This is a genomic window from Streptomyces sp. NPDC002577, assembly GCF_053594815.1.
This window is the reverse complement of sequence record NZ_JBSFWK010000004.1, coordinates 384683-401922: the sequence shown is the minus strand read 5'-3', so window position 1 is coordinate 401922 and position 17240 is coordinate 384683. Positions and strand designations below refer to the sequence as shown.

The following is a 17240-nucleotide window of genomic DNA, read 5'->3' as shown; positions in this document are numbered from 1 at the left end:
CCAGGGGCCTTGTCCGGCCCGTCAATGCTCCGCTCCGGAGACGTCATCCGCGGGCTCGGGCGGACGCAGCCGCGGCGGCACGGGTGAGACTGTCGATCCACAGCTGAATCTGCTCGGCGGTGGCTCCCGAGGGCAGTCCGGACATCCGCAACGCGATCTGCGGGGCCCCCTCGGGCCCGAGGACGGGCACGACGATCGAGTGCACGTCGTACGTCTTCCCCGGGTCCAGGTCCGGCTCGTAGAGGTCCGCCGTCTCGGCGATCATCTGCTTGAACCGGCGCTCGTGCAGGGGCAGGCGCTCGGACGACGAGTAGTCGGCCAGCAACCCCATCCGGTCGACCGGCAGATCGGGCAGGAGCGACAGTGAGTAGCCCCGCTCCCGGACCCGTGCCAGATCGCGGCGGAATCGTGCCGCCGTCTCCTCGTCGTACCCGGGTGAGCGGCCGAGCCACTCGTCCACCTCCTCCTCACCGGCGTCGCGGAGGAGCACAGCGCCGAGCGGGGGGACCAGCGGGACCCGGTGGCCGACCGAGGTGTGGCGCTGCGCCTCCGAGCGATTGGCGGTCAGGACGAAGACGGCGTCCCCGCCGACTCTGGCGAGGACAGCGCAGTCCACCTGGTGCTCGGCGCTCAGGGCCTCGATGTCGGTGCGGGCCGACTCCGCGAGGCGGACCGCGTGGATGAGGTCCGGATCCGAGGGAGCGACCAGCGACGGCGGCGAAAAGCGTCCGTAACCGCCCTGGAAGAACAACAACGGCAGCGCCGGCCGTGCCACCGCCATGTCGATGACACGCCCCAGGACGATGTAGTGGTCGCCGCCCTCGAGAATGTTGTCGAACTCGCACTCGATCCACGACACCGCGCCCTTGAGGATGGGTGCACCCTGAGACGCGGCCTGCCACTCGACACCGTCGAACTTGTCCGGGATCCGCGAGGCGAAGCGCCGGCATATCGGTTCCTGGTCCGAGGCCAGCACGTTGACGCAGAAGGTGTTCGCGGTGCGAAGCCGGGCGAAGCTCCCCGACCCCTTGGCGGGAAGGAACGCGACGAGCGGCGGATCCAAGGAGACCGACGTGAAGGAGCCGACCACCATGCCGACGGGCTGGTGGTCCTCGTCGATGCCGGTGACCACGGCGACGCCGGTCGGATAGTGGCCCAAGGTCTCACGGAACACTGCGGGCTCGATGGTCTGCGTGGTCATCAGTTCTTCCTGTTCTGCGGACGTGCTGCCCTGAGGGCCGCAGCGCCCGTCTCGGCGATCCGGACGTCGTCCTCCGGGCGCGCCCCGCTCACTCCGATCGCCCCGATGACCATGCCCTCGTCGACCAGGGGCAGGCCCCCGGGAAGGGTCGTCGGAGTCGACGGCAGCTGCTCACCGATGAGCGAGAACAACTCGGGGTACTGCTCCTTCATCGCCGCCAAGGAGGCCGTGGGTGCGCCGAACGACACCGCCGTACGGGCCTTTGCGCGGGCCACCTCGGGGGTGAACCACTTCGCGCCGTCCCCCCGGGCGACCGCGACATCGAAGCCCCGGTCGTCGACGACGGCGACACTGACCCGCAGGCCCTCTTCCGCGGCGGCGACGAGTGCCGCGCGCAGCGCGTGATCGGCCTCCGTATGAGGCAGTTGTGCACGGGTCATGAGCGTCGAGCGGGGGTCCGGGTCACTTCACGACCTCCGCGTTCGCCGGGGTGGCCGGCTTCTTGATCAGGGTGTAGACCTCACGGCGGAGCTCCGCGAACCGAGGCAGTGCCTTCGTGGCCAACTGGTCCCGGGGACCGGGCAGGTCGATGGGGATCACGGCCGTCACACCCGCAGGCCGCCCGGAGAGCACCAGGACGGTGTCCGCCAGATACACGGCCTCGTCGATGTCGTGGGTGACGAGCAGCACCGTGATGCCGAGCCGACTGCACACGCCGCGGACGAGATCCTCGAGATCGGCGCGGGTCTGGGCGTCCACCGAGGCGAACGGTTCGTCCATGACGATCGCGTGCGGCCGGAAGGCGAGGGCCCGGGCGATCGCGACGCGCTGCTGCATACCGCCGGAGAGCTGCCAGGGGTACGAGGCGGTGACGTCGGAGAGGCCCACCTCGGTGAGAGCGTCCATGGCCAGCTTCTCCCGCTCGGCCTTCGGGACGCCCGCGGACCGGAGCGGCAGCGTGACGTTGTCGATGACCCGGAGCCAGGGCATGAGCGACCGGCTGTAGTCCTGGAAGACGATGGCCAGGCCCCGGGGCGTCTCCTTGACGGGCACGCCCTCGAACAGCACGCCTCCCTCGGTCGGGGTGCGCAGTCCGGTCAGACACTGCAGAAGTGTCGTCTTGCCGGTACCGGACGGCCCGACGATGCAGACGAACTCTCCCTTGCCGACCGTGAAGTCCAGTCCGCGGAGCACGGTGTTGCTGCCGTAGGCGTGACCGAGGCCCTTGACCTCCAGCACCACTTCGCCGACGCGGGCAGCGGTGTCGGTCGCGGTATCCATCGTGGTCATGCTCTGCCTCCTTCGTGGTGAGCGATCATTCCCTTGTGCCAGCTCAGCACCCGGTTCTCGAGCAGACCGAACAGCTTGTTGAGCAGGTATCCGATGATTCCGAGGGCGATGATCCCGGTCCACATCGCCGGGATGTCGAACTCGCGCTGGGAGTTCAGAATGAAGTGGCCGATGCCTCCCGGAGTCCCCACCATCTCGGTCATCACCATGGCGACCACGCCGACGGACAGGGAGGTCCTGGCCCCCGCGAAGATCTGAGGGGCGGCCGTGGGCAGCACGATGTAGCGCAGCCGGTCGGCCAGGGTGAGCCGATAACTCGAGGCGACATCCTTGAGCACCGGCTCGACCGAGCGGACGCCGTCGACGGTGTTGAGCAGGATCGGCCAGGTCGACACCATCGCGATGACGGCGATCTTCATCGCGGTGCCCAGTCCGAGGAGCAGCATCATGATCGGCAAGATGACGACGCCGGGGGTGGCGCGGAGAAACTCGATGATCGGACGCACCGCGTTCTCGAGCCAGCCGACGGTGCCGAACAGCAACCCCAGAAACACCCCGGCGACGACGGCCGCGCCGAAGCCGAGGAGCAGCCGGCCGAGGCTGGGGAAGATCTCGGTGGGGACCTTGTCGAAGAGCCAGATGTCCTGGAACTCGTCGGCGATCCGTGACAGCGGCGGGAAGTAGAACGAGACGCTGTCGGCACTGGCCACCCACCACACGACAAGCAGCAGCACGGGGAGCCAGAACTCCCACACGATCTTCGAGAGCAGGGACTTCATGGGTCAGGCCTTCTCTCGTTGGGACGGGTGCCACCTCAGAACCCGCCGCTGGATCGTCATCAGAACGAAGTTGAGCCCGATTCCGAGAAACGCCGCCGTGAAGGCGTAGACGAACATCTGGTCGGGGTTGTTGACGGTGAGAGTGTCGAACAGGTCGCGGCCGATCCCGTCCGTTCCGCCCAGGAACTCCGCGGAGATCGAGAGCAGCAGGCTGATCGTCGCCGCGATCCGCAGGCCGGTCATGAGGAAGGGCAGGGCGCTGGGTACGTAGATGGCCCGGACGCGGTGGACCAGGGTGAGATGAAAGGCCTTCCCCACCTGGTGCAGCTGCGGCGACACCTGCTGGACGGCGTAGGTGGCCTGGACCAGAAGCGGCCAGACAGCGCCGAACATGACCAGTACCAGGGCCATGGAGCGCGTTCCGCCGAACAGGAGCAGCACCACGGGCAGGGCTGCCACGCCGGGGATCGTACGACCGAAGTCGATGAGGAACTGCGAACTCATGGCGACCTTGCGGCTGGACCCGTTCAGGAGCCCCAGGGGTACACCGACCGCCAGGGACAGCAGCAGGCCGATCGAGGTGGTGACCAGGGTGTTCCCGACTGAACTCCAGTAGTCGCCCGCACGGACGAGCTCGGCCGCGGTCGTCACGGTCTCCCAGGGGGCGGGCACACCGCTGGCGTCGCCCGGGCCCGTCGCGAAGACATGCCAGAGGGCGATTGCGACGGCCAGGGCAGCGGCCTGTTGGAGCAGGCCGATGACCCTGCTACGGGTTTTCGTCTGGGTTCGCGCCATTGCGAATCTCCTTCGGGGTCCACGCGAGGCGGTGAACGCGCGGTTCGGTCTTACTTGTCGGAGATGAGCAGGTCGGCCGGCTTGGGGGCGTTGTCCTTGGTGAGCAGTCCGTACTTCAACAGGCGGTCGATCGCCGTCTGCACCGAGGCCTCGGAGACCGGGACTTCGCCGAACTTCGCGTACCTGGCCTTCTTCAGCAGCGCCTTGTCGGCCTTGATGTAGGTCCCTGCGATCTCCGCCCGCTTCGCCGGGTCTGCGTTGACCGCCTTGTTGGCCTTGATGATCGCCGCCTGAAACGCCTTGACGGTGCGGGGGTTCTGCTGCGCGAACTGCTGCGTGGTGACATAGGCATAGGCCATGTCGCCGCCGGCGGGGGTGTATCCGCTCAGCAGCTTGATGCTCTTGTCGCCGAGTGCTGCCGTTCCGGCAGGCTCAGCCGTGGTGACCACATCGACATTGCCCGCCTTGAGCGCCGACAGTGTGTTGGGCACCTCGACGAACTTGATTTTCGACGAGTCGCCGCCGGCCTCGTCCACCGCGGCTCGGATGTCGACCCAGATCTGGCTGTTGATCTGCGGGACGCCGAACGTCGCGTGCTCGATGTCCTTGATCGACTTGATCTTGCTGTCGGCCCGCACCCAGAAGTTGCCCGTTCCCATCCCGTCCGTGGGCGCGGTGCCTATCGCACCGGGCGCCACGATCACCAGCGGGACTCCCTTCGCCTTGGCGACGGTCGGTACCGTCATGTCCATCAGGGCGAACTGGGCCTTGCCCCCCATCAGCTGCGGCATGGCCTCGGCCGGTGTCGCCACCGTCGCCAGCCTGGCTTTGAGGCCCTCGGCCTTGAAGACGTTGTCGTGCATGGCCGTGTGGGCGCCCAGTGCGTTGAAGCTGGGGAACGTGACCACGCTGATGTCGGAAGTCCCCGCGGAGCCGCCGGCACTGCCTGCTGCGGCATCCGATCCGGAGGAGGAGCCGCAGGCGCCGGTCAGGACGACCGAGGCACAGGCCGCTACGGTCAGCATGGTCCGCCGGGAAATACCCGAAGTGTTCATCGTGTGCGTCCTTGCCCGGGCCTGTGGGACCCGCTCTCGTAGCTTCAGGACGACGACGGGCCGGCGAACCGGCACATCGTCGTGCGTTCCATCAGCGTCACCGCTGGTAGGGCAGCATGTGGCGCGGGACACAAGGTGGCATGGGGTTGTCGTCTGTTGAGGGGTCGCCTCACCATGTGGAATACCGGGGCCACGAACCTTGCACGTTCCGCAGAGTGGGAACGTCGTCCCACGAGGCTGACCCGCTGGGTGTCCTCTCGCCCTCGTGGATAGTCCTCCGCTTCGATGACGAAGCCGAGCGAACGGAGTCCCGATGCCCACTTCCTCGGTTCAGCAGCCCACTCCCGCCGCAGGTCGCGGTCCTTCCCCGCAGAGCCCGGAGTCGCAGGCCGGGTCACGGCACATGACCTCCGTGAGCAAGGCACTCCAGCTGCTCGCCGCCTTCCGCCAGGCCCGCCCCACCCTGGGGGTGACCGAGCTCGCGCGACGCGCGGACATACCGAAGTCGACCGCTTTCCGGCTGCTGGCAGACCTTGAGAACGCCGGCTTCGTCCAGCGCTCGGGTACGCAGTACCGGCTCGGACTCCCCCTTTTCGAGCTGGGCAGCCGTGTCGGCTTCTGCCGGCCGAACGGGCTTCGTGACGTCGCCATGCCGCATCTCAGCGAACTTCGCGTGGAGACGCGGCTGACAGCCCATCTCGCCGTCCTGGAGGGCAGCGAGATCGTCTTCGTCGACAAGGTGCAGGGAGCGAGCCCACTGCACGCCCTCACCATCCCCGGCGCCCGCCACCCTGCCTCGTGCTGCGGTCTCGGAAAGGCCATGCTCGCCTTCACCAGCCCCGCGGCGGTGCGGGGAATCATCGAGGACGGCCTGCCACGGCGTACCCCTCACTCGATCACCGAGCCGGGCCGCTTCCTCCGGGAACTCCAGCAGATCCGTGCAGCAGGGATCGCCCAGGACCACGAGGAGTCGGCACTCGGTCTCGCATGCATCTCCGCACCGGTCGTCATCCACGGACGGGTCGTGGCCGCCGTGTCGTTGTCGGGTCCGACCGGGGAGGTGGGCGGCCGGCGGCTCGCGGTACGTGTCCGCCAAGCCGCCGGACGCATCTCCGAGCAGTACGCCGCAGCCCTCGAGGGTGTTCCGGCCCACGAGCGTGCCTCCTGAGTCCCGAGCACGCCCCGACCTGCCGGCCGAGGGCCGCGCCCACCTGGACACCGGCCCGCGGCAGCCCGCCGTACCGGGCGAAGGCGCAGGGGCGATCAGAGCTTGGTACCGGCCGGGACAGGAAGGCCGAAAAGGTTCAGGCCGTATGCCGCGTAGATCGGCTCGGCCACGTTCGCCGCATGGCCCAGGCCCATGTGGCAGTCGCGCCAGAAACGCTGGATCGCGCTGTCGAGGCGCATCGCCGTTCCGCCCGCACTGGCCACTACCGTGTCGACGGCGTCGACCGCGCGCCGGACCGCGCGCACCTGGTTGCGCCGCACCTCCGCGCGAACCTCGAGGTCGACCGTCCGGTTCGTCTGCACCAACTCCCACAGGCGTTCGATGTCGCTGAGAAAGTGCACCCGGCTGGCCTGGAGGTCCGCGGCGGCAGCACCGAGGGTCGCGAGCTGGTACGGGTCCTGCGCCGCACGGTTGCCGGTCCGCGTCAGGCGGTTCCGGCTGTACGCGATGAAACCGGCGAGTGCTCCCTCGGCCGCGGCGAGGGTGGCGCCGCAGATGGCGCCGTTGAACATCATGTGGAACGGCATCCGGTACAGCGGCACGTCGCCGCGGCCCGCCTGCTCGGCTGCCGCGCCGCTCGAGAGGTCCACAGGATTGATCACCCGGTGGGACGGGACGAACGCATCCTTGATCACGACGTCCTTGCTGCCGGTCCCCTTCAGCCCCACGACCTGCCACGAGTCGTCGATGATCTGATAGTCGGAGCGCGGAAGGATGAAATGCCGATTGGCGTCCGGCCCCGCGACCTCGCCGTCCTGATCGGTGATCATCCCGCCGAGAACGACCCAGTCGCACGCATCCGTGCCCGAGGAGAAGGACCACCGTCCGCTGAATACGTAGCCGCCCTCGACCGGGCGGGCCCGTCCGAACGGGGCGTAGGGCGAAGCCACCCAGGTGTCCGGGTCCGCCCCCCAGATCTCCTGCTGAACCTCCCGGCTGCCGACGGCCAGCTCGAAAGAGTGGATGCCGACCACCCCGGCGACCCAGCCTGCCGAGGCCGAGCGGGAACCGATGCTCAGAACCGCCTTGAAGAAGTCGACCGGTGAAGACTCGAGCCCGCCGAAGTCCTTCGGCTGGAGCATCCGCACGACACCCGCCTCACGGATCTTCTTGGCCGTCTCGTCGGGCATCCGGCCCAGTTCGTCGGCCTCCTCGGCTTGCGCCTCGAAGTATTCGGCCAGTTCCTCGACCCGCTCCAGCACGGTGCTCACGGTCGTTCCTCCTTGCCTGGAAATTTCTCGAAATCAGTTGTTGGCGACGAAGTCCGCCACGATCCGGTTGAACTCGTCGGCGTGCTCGAGCTGCGCCCAATGTCCACAGCGGTTGAAGAGAACGAGGCGGGAGTCCGGGATCAGGCTCACCAGCTTGAGCGCGTGCTCGTAGTGCACGACCCGGTCGTCGCGGCCGTGGAAGATCAGCGCCGGGGCGCTGATGGAGGCCAGCTCGGCGTCGGTCGCCACGCCCCTGCGCGGCTTGCCGAGCCCCGCGACGAAGTTGTCCAGGTGGTCCTGACGGGCCCTGGCGGTGGCCGACCGCTGGTCGACCAGCTCGTCGGTCGCGAACTCGCGGTCGAAGGTCATGATGTCGACGAGCTTGCGCATCATCTCCTGGGACGGATCGCGGTACGCCTGGTGCAGGATCTTCAGCCCCTCGGTGGGCCCGTCGCCTGCGCTGAACAGCTTGGCCCCGCCGGATCCGGAGCCCATGGTGATGAGGTGCGAGACCCGGTCGGGGTGGGTCGCGGCGAACTTCAGCGAGGTCGCCCCACCCATGGAGTTCCCGACGACGGCGGCCTTCTCCAAGCCGAGCGCGTCCAGAAGGCGCACGGCGGCGGTGACGTGGTCGCGGTCCTCGTAGGAGACCGGCGAGGACTTGCCCCAGCCGGGCATGTCCGCGGCGATGACGTGGAACTCCTTGCTGAGGTAGGCCATGTTCGGCCCGAAGTTGCTCCACCCCGTGGCCCCAGGGCCACTGCCGTGCAGCATCAGGATCGGATGCCCCTGACCCGCCTCGTTGTAGTGAATCGCGCCGCTCGCGGTGTCGACCGTGCGGCTCGTGCTCTCCTCGGTCAGTGCGAGTGTCGTGATGCTCATCAGTGATGTCCTCCAGAGTCCTCGGTGCGCGTTCGCCGGCGATTCCCGGGCAACCGGGGTTCTGGGGACTGAGCGTTCAGGACGTCGTTCACTTGATCAAGTGTCGGGTGCCGTCTCGTGGAACACGCTCTTCGAATCAGTCGGCGGCGGTGACGGAGAATCGGCACCATAAGCCCCACCAGAGCGGCCCTGCTCAGCCCCATGACGGCGCCGCATGTGTCCGTCATGGGGCTGGATGCCGTGGAAAAGTCCGGGATACGGCGGCACGATGCGGACACGCACTTCGGGCGTAGCCTGTCCAAATTCGTGAACTTGCTCCACGCCGGCAGGCGTTGACACGACCCGCATCTTCGATCAGTTGACGCTTGTTCAGCGGGTCCGGGGTTCCAGTCCCTGGTCCCGTATGCGGGATCTGCATCGATAGGGAAATCAGCTAGATGATCACGTCCAACGGGGCGTAATACCGTGAGGCCCGGAGGGCTTCGGCGCCGCAGCACCCGCAGCGGGCTACCAGGCCTCGGGCAGGCCCCACCGCCGGTCAGTAGGGCACCGTGTCGCACCAGGTCTGCGCCCAGGCGGAGGCGCCGTACTTGTTGGCCGCTCGTACCGTGACGCAGATCTTGTCGCCGGAGTAGGGGCCCGTGATCGTGTAACTGGTGTTGCCGGTGGAGTAGATGGTGTCGACGTTCTTCTTGGTGTACTGGCTGCCCTCGTTGGTGTAGTGGATGTCATAGCGGGTCGCCCGGGAGATCGACGACCAGCTCACCGTGAGGGGCATGGAGCACGCGCCGAAGCAGGAATTGTTGTACACGACCTTGTAGCTCGTCATGGCAGGCGGCGGAGAGCCGGTGGACGAGCCGCCGGAACTGGAAGAGTCTGCGCCGTCCGAACCCGAGGAGCCGGACGACCTGGAAGACCCCGTGTTGCTTGACCCATTGCGGGTGCCGCTGCCGTCACTGGATGAGCTGTCACCGTCTGATGTCCCCGAACTCCCGTCGCCGGCCGCCTGGGCGCTCTGCTCACCGCCCTTCTTGCCTCCGCCGGAGGGCGAACTGCTCGCCGTGCCGGCCGTGCTGGGCGAGCTGCTGCCGGCGGGAGTCCCACTCGCGCTGCTCCCGGGCGGCAGGGCGTTCGCCCCGGCCCCGCCGTCGTCTTTGACCCAGGGCTGGAGCAGGGCGAATGTGCCGCCACCGACGGTGAGCACGAGGACGATCGGCAGCGCGATGATCGTGCGGCGCCGACGGGGCTTGGGTTCGGGCTCCCGACGCGTCACGCCGTCGGTTCCAGGCGCGGCGCCGTCAGGGACGGCCTCGGGGGACCCGGGCTGCGGCCGCAGCCCGACGGTCGCCCGGTCCGTGGGACCCTCGCGCAGCGGCACCGCGTCGGCGTCGAGCAGCCGTGCCGACCGCTGCGCGATGTGCGCGACGACCTCGGCGGGCAGCCAGGATCCCTTGGTGACCGCCGGCCGGACCCGCTCGGGGTCGGCCAGGAGGGCGTCGACATCCGGCCGTTGATCGGGGTTCTTGTTCAGGCACCGCTCGATGAACGCCCGCAGAGCCGGATGCTCGACACCTGCCAGGTCCGGCTCGTCGTGCGCGATCTGGAACATGACGGCGTGCTGATTGCTCGCGCCCTGCCCGAAGGGCAGCCGCCCCGTCGCCGCGTACGTGAGCACGCACCCGACGGTGAACACATCGCTCCTGGCCCCGGCCTTCTCCCCCCTGATCTGCTCCGGCGACATGAACCCGGGCGACCCGATGACCATCCCCGTACTGGTGAGCAGCGACTCGACGGAGGTCTCCAGGGCACGTGCGATACCGAAGTCGATGATGCGGGTGCCGTCCACGGTCAGCATGACGTTCGACGGCTTCAGGTCACGGTGCACGATCCCGGCGTCGTGGATGTCCTTCAGGGCACGCAGCAGCCCGTCCGCCAGGGCGTGCACGGCCTCGACACCCAGCGGTCCGTGCTGCCGCACCACTTGCTCGAGCGAAAGTCCGGGAACGTACCCAGTGGCGACCCAGGGCAGCTCGGCGTCCGGATCGGCGTCGAGCACGGGCGCTGTGTACCGCTCGCCGACCCTCCTCGCCGCGTCGATCTCCCGCCGGAACCGCGCCCGGAACTGCTGATCGGCGACGTGCTCCTCGTGCACGACCTTCACCGCAACGGTGCGCCCGCTCTCCGACCGTGCGAGGAACACCCGCCCCATACCGCCGGCCCCGAGCCGCCCGAGCAGCCGATACGGCCCGATACGGTCCGGGTCGAAAGCAGTGAGCGGCTTGACGCCGTCGTCGATGTGCCCACCCCGGTCGTCCTGCCCATCCCTATTGGCACTGCTCATGGTGATGTGCTCCCCCTGACCTTCCGCCTGCCACCCGCTGCCAGCTCATCGCTACAACCCGAAGGAGAATAGGTGCAGTTGACGAGCCCGGTGAAGGAGGGCACGTGTGGTGGGTGCGAGACGGTTCTGTGCTGTTGAGTAGGTTACGCGGCTGTGACACGCAGCCGGGCGTATCGAAGTTCCGCAGCGTCGAGACCGCGCCGAAGGCGGCGGCCTGGGCCACTCAACCTCTACGAAGCCCTCGGCGTCACTGTCCGCTACGCATACGCAACGAGGGCCGCGACCGTCAGGTCGAGGCCCTCGCAATTCTTGTCTCTGTATCGACAAGCATTGTGTCCGAGGGGGGACTTGAACCCCCACGCCCGATAAAGGGCACTAGCACCTCAAGCTAGCGCGTCTGCCATTCCGCCACCCGGACCAGGTGTCTGTCGTTCGCGTGGTGTTCCCCGCGGCGACATGGACAACAATACCAAGGTTTCGGAGTGCCTTTCACCTGCGTATCGGTGCGGTGAGCTCGGGATACGTCCGCCAGGGGCCGCACCCCCGGCGGCCTCACGGTGAGTGAGGAGACGGTCACGAATTCGCGCCGCCATGGCTGTGACGGCCGCATCACGCGGTCACAGCCACGGCGGCGTCAGGCGATCACGACACCAGGTGATGGTCCGGTCACGGCATCAAGTGATAGTCCGGGAAGTTCCCCGGCAGCCTCTCTCCGTCCGGCCCCTGTGTCACGGCACGCACCAACAGCTCACCGCCGACGAAGGCACCCCGCCAGGACGCGCCGAAGCCGCCGAACAGCTCCTCGCGGTCGCCGCGCGAGCGCGGCTTGCCCTCGCCGACCTTGAACGCTCGGATCTGGGGTGCCAGACGCTCGTACGTCGCCGGGTCGTCGGTCGACAGGGTGGCGACCAGCGCGCCGTTCGACGCGTTCATCGCCGCCAGCAGCTCGGCCTCCGTGTCGACCAGGACGATGGTGTCGACCGGGCCGAAGGGCTCCGCGTGGTGCAGCGGGGAGGACGGGGGCGGGCCGAGCAGGGTCACCGGCGGGACGTACGCGGAGGTGTCCTGGCCGGGCAGGAAGTGCCCGTCGGCAATCGAGCCGCGGTGCAGCGGCACTGCCCCGCGGTCGATGGCCTCGGTGACCTGGTCGGTCAGCTCCTTCGCCTTCGCGGCGTTGATCAGCGGCCCGAAGTCCAGCTCGGGGAACGGGTCGTCGGGGTGCTCCACGGCGAGCGGGTGGCCGATGCGGACGGTGCGGACGGACGGCAGGTACGCGGCGAGGAACTCGTCGAACAGGCTCCGCTGCACGACGAAGCGCGGATACGCCGTACAGCGCTGCTTGCCGTAGTCGAAGAGCTTCGGGACGACTGCCGACAGCTTGTCCCAGTCGGTGTAGTTCCAGATGCCCCAGGTGTTGAGCCCTTCCTGTTCGAGGATGTGCCGCTTGCCGAGGTCGGCGACGGCCGTGGCCACCGCGGCGCCGGTGTCGCGCCCGCCGACGAAGGAGACGCAGCCGATCTCCGGAGCGCGCACCAGCGCTTCGGAGAGCTCGCCTCCGCTGCCGCTCACAAGGGTGACGGGAATCCCTTCGCGTGCGGCGAGCGCGCAGGCCAGGGTGAGGCAGGAGACGCCGCCGTCGGTCGGGGTCTTGGCGATGACCGCGTTGCCCGCCAGTGCCTGTACCAGCATTGCGTGAACGAGCACGGACATCGGGTAGTTCCAGCTCGCGATGTTGGAGACCGGGCCGTCCAGCGGCGCCCGGCCTTCGAGCATCGGTTCGATACCGTCGACGTACCAGCGGACGCCGTCGATCGCACGGTCGACGTCGGCCTGCGCGAGCCGCCACGGCTTGCCGATCTCCCAGACGAGGAGCAGGGCGAGCAGTTCGCGGTGCTGGGCGAGGGCGTCGAGGGTGGCGGCGACGCGGGCGCGCCGCTCGGCGGGCGCGATGTGCCGCCAGGCCCGGTGCTGGTCCAGGGATGCCCGCACGGCCTCCCCGGCCGTCCGGGCGTCGAGGCGCGGCGGGCCCGCGATGGGGCTCCCGTCGACGGGGCTGGTGGCGGGCAGCGCCCGGCCGTCCGCCTGCCAGGCGGCGCCCCAGAGGTTGAGGACACGGTCGCCCCGGAAGGCCTCGGGGGCAACAGCCAGGCAGCGCTGCCAGGCGTCGTCCCAGGATGTTCCGGACTTGAGGGTGAGGGTGTCGGGGGTGAGGGTGGGTGCCATTCGGTTTCTCCGCTCACGGTGCACAGTCGGGGCGGTGGCATGGCTCGTACGGGCGATCTCCTGCGGATCCCGCGCACATATGTACGTATAGGGGACGGTAGCGAGGTGACGTGGACCCTGATAGAGGCCACGCCATAACTATGAGTGACATCACGCTCACTTTTCGGTTCCGGCTCAGCGTCCGGTCTCGACCGGATCAGCGCTCGGTGTCGAGTCGCGCAAGGACCAGCCGCGCCGTCTCGGTCGGCGTACTGCCCACTGCGACACCCGCCGCCTCCAGCGCCTCCTTCTTCGCCTGCGCGGTGCCGGAGGAACCCGAGACGATCGCTCCCGCGTGCCCCATCGTCTTGCCTTCGGGTGCGGTGAATCCGGCGATGTACGCGACGACCGGCTTGGTGACGTGCTCGCGTACGTACGCGGCCGCCCGCTCTTCCGCGTCGCCGCCGATCTCGCCGATCAGCACGATGAGATCGGTGTCGGGATCGTCCTGGAACGCGGCCAGGCAGTCGATGTGCGTGGTGCCGATGACGGGGTCTCCGCCGATGCCGACGCACGTGGAGAAGCCGATGTCGCGGAGCTCGTACATCAGCTGGTAGGTGAGCGTCCCGGACTTGGACACCAGTCCGATCCGGCCGGGTTTGGTGATGTCGGCGGGGATGATGCCCGCGTTGGACTGCCCGGGAGTGATCAGGCCGGGACAGTTGGGTCCGATGATGCGCGTTCCACGCGCGCGTGCGTACGCGTGGAAGGCCACGGCGTCGTGGACGGGGATGCCCTCGGTGATGACGACGGCGAGTCCGATACCGGCGTCGGCGGCCTCGGTGACGGCCGCCTTGGCGAACGCGGGCGGCACGAAGACGACGGTGACGTCGGCGCCGGTCGCCTCGATCCCTTCGCGTACCGATCCGAAGACGGGGACGGCCCGGTCGTCGAACTCGACGGTGCGGCCGGCCTTGCGCGGGTTGACCCCGCCGACGATGTTCGTGCCGGCCTGGAGCATCCGGCGGGTGTGCTTCATGCCCTCGGCGCCGGTCATGCCCTGGACGAGGACCTTGCTCTCCTGGGTGAGGTAGATGGCCATGTCTCGTCTCCTTCAGCTGCCCGAGATGCTTGCGGTGCCTGCAGTCCTTGCGGTGCCTGCAGTGGCGTTGGCGAGGCCGGCGGCGCGGCGTGCGGCACCGTCCATGGTGGTGGCCTGCTGGACGAGCGGATGGGCGCGCCCGTCGAGGATGGCGCGTCCGCGGACGGCGTTGTTGCCGTCGAGGCGTACGACCAGAGGCTTCGTCAGATGCACGCTGTCGAGGGCCTGGACGATGCCGTCGGCGACCGCGTCGCAGGCGGTGATGCCGCCGAAGACGTTGACGAACACCGACTTCACGGCCGGGTCGGAAAGGATCACGGACAGTCCGTCGGCCATGACCTGCGCCGAAGCGCCGCCGCCGATGTCGAGGAAGTTCGCGGGCCGTGCGCCGCAGCCGGCGACGACGTCGAGGGTCGACATGACGAGGCCCGCGCCGTTGCCGATGATGCCGACCTCCCCGTCGAGCTTGACGTAGTTGAGGCCCTTGGCGGCGGCCGCGGCCTCGAGCGGGTCCTCGTCGTGTGCCGCTTCCTGTGTGCCCCATCGCGACCGGCGGAAGCGGGCGTTGTCGTCGAGGGTGACCTTGCCGTCCAGGGCCAGGATCTGCCCTTGTGCGGTTCGTACGAGGGGGTTGACCTCGACGAGGAGTGCGTCCTCGCGGGTCAGCACCTGCCAGAGCCTGACCAGGACGTCCACCGCCTGCGGGGGCAGTCCCGCGGCTTCGGCGATCTGTGCGGCCTTCGCCGTCGTCACGCCCTCGGCCGGATCGATCGGGATGCGCGCCACTGCCTCGGGCCGCGTTGCCGCGACCTCCTCGATCTCCATGCCGCCCTCGGCGGAGGCGATCGCGAGGAAGCCTCCGGCCGCGCGGTCGAGTACGTACGAGACGTAGAACTCGCTGTCGATGTCGACCGGTTGAGCCAGCATCACCTTGTGCACGGTATGGCCCTTGATGTCCATGCCGAGCATCTGGCGTACCGTCAGTTCGGCGGCGGCCGGGTCGGTTGCGAGCTTCACACCGCCGGCCTTGCCTCGGCCGCCCGTCTTCACCTGGGCCTTGACGACGACGCGGCCGCCGAGGCGGCGTGCGCTCTCGCGTGCCCCTTTGGGCGAGTCCGTGACTTCGGCCTTCGGCACCAAGATGCCGTATTCCTCGAAGAGTTCCCTTGCCTGGTGCTCGTACAGGTCCATCTCGGCTCCTGACTGCCGTGGCCTTTCGGGGAGCAGAACCTGCTGCTCGTATGGCCCTCGACGGGTGTTCGGCTGGTCTTCGGCTGGTCCTCGGCTGGTCCTCGGCTGGTCCTCGAAAAGTGCCGCACGCCCCCTGGACACCACCCACCGGATGCGGGATAACAAGCTTCATACAGTATTCGTCGACTGTATGCAATCTACCGCGACGGCAGTGGGGAGCAGCGCATCCGTGCTCCCGAATCCCCTACGAAGGGACAGGACTTCGCCATGCCCGACGACAACAGCCAGGACCTCATCTCCGGTGGGCATCTGGTCGCCAAGGCACTCAAGGCAGAGGGAGTGGAGGTCATTTACACGCTCTGCGGCGGCCACATCATCGACATCTACGACGGCTGCGTGGACGAAGGCATAGAGGTCGTCGACGTACGTCACGAGCAGGTGGCCGCCCATGCCGCCGACGGTTACGCGCGCATCACCGGGAAGCCCGGCTGTGCCGTCGTCACCGCCGGGCCCGGCACGACGGACGCCGTCACCGGTGTCGCCAACGCCTTCCGCGCGGAGTCCCCCATGCTGCTGATCGGCGGCCAAGGAGCGCACACCCAGCACAAGATGGGGTCGCTGCAGGACCTCCCGCACGTCGACATGATGACGCCCATCACCAAGTTCGCCGCGACCGTGCCGGACACGGCGCGCGCGGCCGACATGGTGTCGATGGCCTTCCGTGAGTGCTACCACGGTGCTCCCGGCCCGTCCTTCCTGGAGATCCCGCGCGATGTGCTCGACGCGAAGGTGCCCCGGGAGAAGGCCCGGGTCCCCAAGGCCGGGCAGTACCGGGCCTCGACCCGCTCGGCCGGCGACCCCGAGGCCGTCGAGAAGCTCGCCGATCTGCTGGTGCACGCCGAGAAGCCGGCGATCCTGCTGGGCAGTCAGGTCTGGACGACCCGCGGGACAGAGGCCGCCATCGAGCTGGTGCGGACCCTCAACATCCCCGCCTATATGAACGGCGCCGGGCGCGGCACCCTGCCGCCGGGCGACCCGCACCACTTCCAGCTGTCACGCCGGTACGCCTTCGCAGGCGCCGACGTCATCGTCATCGTCGGTACCCCCTTCGACTTCCGCATGGGCTACGGCAAGCGGCTCTCCGCGGACGCGACGGTCGTGCAGATCGACCTCGACTACCGGACCGTCGGCAAGAACCGCGACATCGACCTCGGGATCGTGGGCGACGCCGGGCTGATCCTGAAGTCCGTGACGGAGGCCGCGTCCGGCCGCATCAACGGGGGCGCGTCCAAGCGCAAGGAGTGGCTGGACGAGCTGCGGGCCGCCGAGCAGACCGCCCTCGAGAAGCGCCTGCCGAGCCTGAGGTCCGATGCGTCGCCCATCCACCCGTACCGCCTGGTCAGCGAGATCAACGACTTCCTCACCGAGGACTCGATCTACATCGGCGACGGCGGTGACATCGTCACGTTCTCCGGGCAGGTCGTGCAGCCCAAGTCGCCGGGCCACTGGATGGACCCGGGTCCGCTCGGCACCCTCGGCGTCGGTGTCCCGTTCGTCCTCGCGGCCAAGCAGGCGCGGCCCGACAAGGAGGTCGTGGCGCTCTTCGGCGACGGCGCCTTCTCGCTCACCGGCTGGGACTTCGAGACCCTCGTCCGCTACAACCTCCCCTTCGTCGGGATCGTCGGCAACAACTCCTCGATGAACCAGATCCGTTACGGCCAGAAGGCCAAGTACGGCGAGGAGCGCGAGCGCGTCGGCAACACGCTCGGCGACGTCCACTACGACAAGTTCGCCCAGATGCTCGGCGGTTACGGCGAAGAGGTCCGCGACCCCGCCGACATCGGCCCTGCGCTGCGGCGGGCCCGCGAGTCCGGCAAGCCCTCCCTGATCAACGTGTGGGTCGACCCGGACGCGTACGCCCCCGGAACCATGAACCAGACCATGTACAAGTGAGGGGCCTTGC

The 17240-nt window shown here is 68.5% G+C and carries 14 protein-coding genes and 1 tRNA gene; 2 read left to right on the top strand and 13 right to left on the bottom strand.

Features of this window, described 5'->3' with window-relative positions; translation table 11 throughout:
* Positions 1-43 precede the first annotated feature (43 nt).
* From ACWD4J_RS09320 to ACWD4J_RS09295, 6 genes are read right to left on the bottom strand one after another with little or no spacing between them, the layout of a single operon-like run.
* On the bottom strand, positions 44-1201 hold the full coding sequence (locus ACWD4J_RS09320; protein ID WP_451394689.1) for a flavin reductase: 1158 nt from the start codon (positions 1199-1201) through the stop codon (positions 44-46).
* Entirely contained in the window at positions 1201-1641 is a 441-nt protein-coding gene (locus ACWD4J_RS09315; RefSeq protein WP_451394688.1) for a GlcG/HbpS family heme-binding protein, read from the bottom strand. The genes ACWD4J_RS09320 and ACWD4J_RS09315 overlap by 1 nt, the downstream gene beginning before the upstream one ends.
* A 22-nt stretch (positions 1642-1663) precedes the next feature.
* Entirely contained in the window at positions 1664-2491 is an 828-nt protein-coding gene (locus tag ACWD4J_RS09310; protein WP_451394687.1) for an ABC transporter ATP-binding protein, read from the bottom strand.
* The gene (locus tag ACWD4J_RS09305; protein ID WP_451394686.1) at positions 2488-3270 is read right to left on the bottom strand and encodes an ABC transporter permease; all 783 of its coding nucleotides are present in this window, start codon (positions 3268-3270) and stop codon (positions 2488-2490) included. The genes ACWD4J_RS09310 and ACWD4J_RS09305 overlap by 4 nt, the downstream gene beginning before the upstream one ends.
* A 3-nt stretch (positions 3271-3273) precedes the next feature.
* Positions 3274-4065, bottom strand: a complete 792-nt coding sequence (locus ACWD4J_RS09300; protein WP_451394685.1) for an ABC transporter permease — start codon at positions 4063-4065, stop codon at positions 3274-3276.
* A 50-nt stretch (positions 4066-4115) separates the two neighbouring features.
* Positions 4116-5120 (bottom strand): ABC transporter substrate-binding protein, encoded by a 1005-nt coding sequence (locus ACWD4J_RS09295; RefSeq protein ID WP_451394684.1) that lies wholly within the window; start codon positions 5118-5120, stop codon positions 4116-4118.
* A 412-nt stretch (positions 5121-5532) separates the two neighbouring features.
* Here ACWD4J_RS09295 and ACWD4J_RS09290 point away from each other — a divergent pair, with 412 nt between their 5' ends.
* Positions 5533-6288 carry an IclR family transcriptional regulator gene (locus tag ACWD4J_RS09290; protein ID WP_451394683.1) on the top strand — a complete coding sequence of 252 codons (756 nt, stop codon included), beginning with the start codon at positions 5533-5535 and terminating at the stop codon, positions 6286-6288.
* Between the two features lie 95 nt (positions 6289-6383).
* Here the strand turns inward: ACWD4J_RS09290 and ACWD4J_RS09285 are convergent, their stop codons facing one another.
* The 7 genes from ACWD4J_RS09285 to sucC all read right to left on the bottom strand — a co-directional run bounded on the left by ACWD4J_RS09285 (position 6384) and on the right by sucC (position 15277).
* The gene (locus ACWD4J_RS09285; protein WP_451394682.1) at positions 6384-7559 is read right to left on the bottom strand and encodes an acyl-CoA dehydrogenase family protein; all 1176 of its coding nucleotides are present in this window, start codon (positions 7557-7559) and stop codon (positions 6384-6386) included.
* 33 nt (positions 7560-7592) lie between these two features.
* Positions 7593-8441: an alpha/beta fold hydrolase gene (locus tag ACWD4J_RS09280; protein ID WP_451394681.1), complete on the bottom strand. Its 849-nt coding sequence runs from the start codon at positions 8439-8441 to the stop codon at positions 7593-7595.
* Positions 8442-8979: 538 nt separating this feature from the next.
* Positions 8980-10782 (bottom strand): protein kinase domain-containing protein, encoded by a 1803-nt coding sequence (locus tag ACWD4J_RS09275; RefSeq protein WP_451394680.1) that lies wholly within the window; start codon positions 10780-10782, stop codon positions 8980-8982.
* A gap of 333 nt (positions 10783-11115) precedes the next feature.
* Positions 11116-11200 (bottom strand) — tRNA-Leu (locus tag ACWD4J_RS09270).
* Between the two features lie 248 nt (positions 11201-11448).
* Complete coding sequence (locus ACWD4J_RS09265) at positions 11449-13005, bottom strand: aldehyde dehydrogenase family protein (RefSeq protein WP_451394679.1); 1557 nt, start codon at positions 13003-13005, stop codon at positions 11449-11451.
* A 196-nt stretch (positions 13006-13201) separates the two neighbouring features.
* Positions 13202-14086 carry a succinate--CoA ligase subunit alpha gene (sucD, locus tag ACWD4J_RS09260; RefSeq protein ID WP_451394678.1) on the bottom strand — a complete coding sequence of 295 codons (885 nt, stop codon included), beginning with the start codon at positions 14084-14086 and terminating at the stop codon, positions 13202-13204.
* A gap of 12 nt (positions 14087-14098) precedes the next feature.
* Positions 14099-15277: an ADP-forming succinate--CoA ligase subunit beta gene (sucC, locus tag ACWD4J_RS09255; protein WP_451394677.1), complete on the bottom strand. Its 1179-nt coding sequence runs from the start codon at positions 15275-15277 to the stop codon at positions 14099-14101.
* 267 nt (positions 15278-15544) lie between these two features.
* Here sucC and ACWD4J_RS09250 point away from each other — a divergent pair, with 267 nt between their 5' ends.
* Positions 15545-17230, top strand: a complete 1686-nt coding sequence (locus ACWD4J_RS09250) for a thiamine pyrophosphate-binding protein (RefSeq protein WP_451394676.1) — start codon at positions 15545-15547, stop codon at positions 17228-17230.
* The last annotated feature ends 10 nt before the right edge of the window (positions 17231-17240 follow it).

Bases quoted from the DNA above. Each gene is read 5' to 3' on its own strand.
- ACWD4J_RS09265 (WP_451394679.1), bottom strand. From the start codon at position 13,005: ATGGCACCCACCCTCACCCCCGACACCCTCACCCTCAAGTCCGGAACA.
- ACWD4J_RS09305 (WP_451394686.1), bottom strand. From the start codon at position 3,270: ATGAAGTCCCTGCTCTCGAAGATCGTGTGGGAGTTCTGGCTCCCCGTG.
- ACWD4J_RS09280 (WP_451394681.1), bottom strand. From the start codon at position 8,441: ATGAGCATCACGACACTCGCACTGACCGAGGAGAGCACGAGCCGCACG.
- sucD (WP_451394678.1), bottom strand. From the start codon at position 14,086: ATGGCCATCTACCTCACCCAGGAGAGCAAGGTCCTCGTCCAGGGCATG.
- ACWD4J_RS09250 (WP_451394676.1), top strand. From the start codon at position 15,545: ATGCCCGACGACAACAGCCAGGACCTCATCTCCGGTGGGCATCTGGTC.
- sucC (WP_451394677.1), bottom strand. From the start codon at position 15,277: ATGGACCTGTACGAGCACCAGGCAAGGGAACTCTTCGAGGAATACGGC.
- ACWD4J_RS09295 (WP_451394684.1), bottom strand. From the start codon at position 5,120: ATGAACACTTCGGGTATTTCCCGGCGGACCATGCTGACCGTAGCGGCC.
- ACWD4J_RS09315 (WP_451394688.1), bottom strand. From the start codon at position 1,641: ATGACCCGTGCACAACTGCCTCATACGGAGGCCGATCACGCGCTGCGC.
- ACWD4J_RS09310 (WP_451394687.1), bottom strand. From the start codon at position 2,491: ATGACCACGATGGATACCGCGACCGACACCGCTGCCCGCGTCGGCGAA.
- ACWD4J_RS09275 (WP_451394680.1), bottom strand. From the start codon at position 10,782: ATGAGCAGTGCCAATAGGGATGGGCAGGACGACCGGGGTGGGCACATC.
- ACWD4J_RS09320 (WP_451394689.1), bottom strand. From the start codon at position 1,201: ATGACCACGCAGACCATCGAGCCCGCAGTGTTCCGTGAGACCTTGGGC.
- ACWD4J_RS09300 (WP_451394685.1), bottom strand. From the start codon at position 4,065: ATGGCGCGAACCCAGACGAAAACCCGTAGCAGGGTCATCGGCCTGCTC.